The sequence below is a fragment of the Streptomyces sp. XY431 genome (assembly GCF_001279805.1).
GTDB classification, from domain to species: domain Bacteria; phylum Actinomycetota; class Actinomycetes; order Streptomycetales; family Streptomycetaceae; genus Kitasatospora; species Kitasatospora purpeofusca.
The window spans coordinates 1-306 of sequence record NZ_LGDO01000397.1 but is presented as its reverse complement, the minus strand read 5'-3'; the positions used below and the strand labels follow the sequence as shown (position 1 = coordinate 306).

Sequence of the window (306 nt, the reverse complement as noted above, 5' to 3'; positions counted from 1 at the left end):
GGTGGAACTGGAGGGTCACGGCCGTGAGGAGCTCGGTGCGGGGACGGACCTGAGCCGTACGGTGGGCTGGTTCACCAGCCTTTTCCCGGTGCGTCTGGACCTTGGGGGTCTGGACGTCGGGGAGGCCGTTGCGGGTGGTGCGGCGTTGGGTGAGGCGGTGAAGCGGGTGAAGGAGCACCTGCGGTCGTTGCCCGACCACGGTCTGGGCTACGGGCTGTTGCGCTATCTGAACCCGCAGACCGCCGCGCGCCTGGGAGAGTTGGAGGAGAAGGCCGGCGCGGAGATCGTCTTCAACTACCTCGGCCG

The 306-nt window shown here is 68.6% G+C and carries 1 protein-coding gene; it reads left to right on the top strand.

Features of this window, described 5'->3' with window-relative positions:
• A partial coding sequence (locus ADK60_RS27240; protein WP_234371273.1) for a condensation domain-containing protein occupies positions 1-306 on the top strand: 306 nt, incomplete at both ends.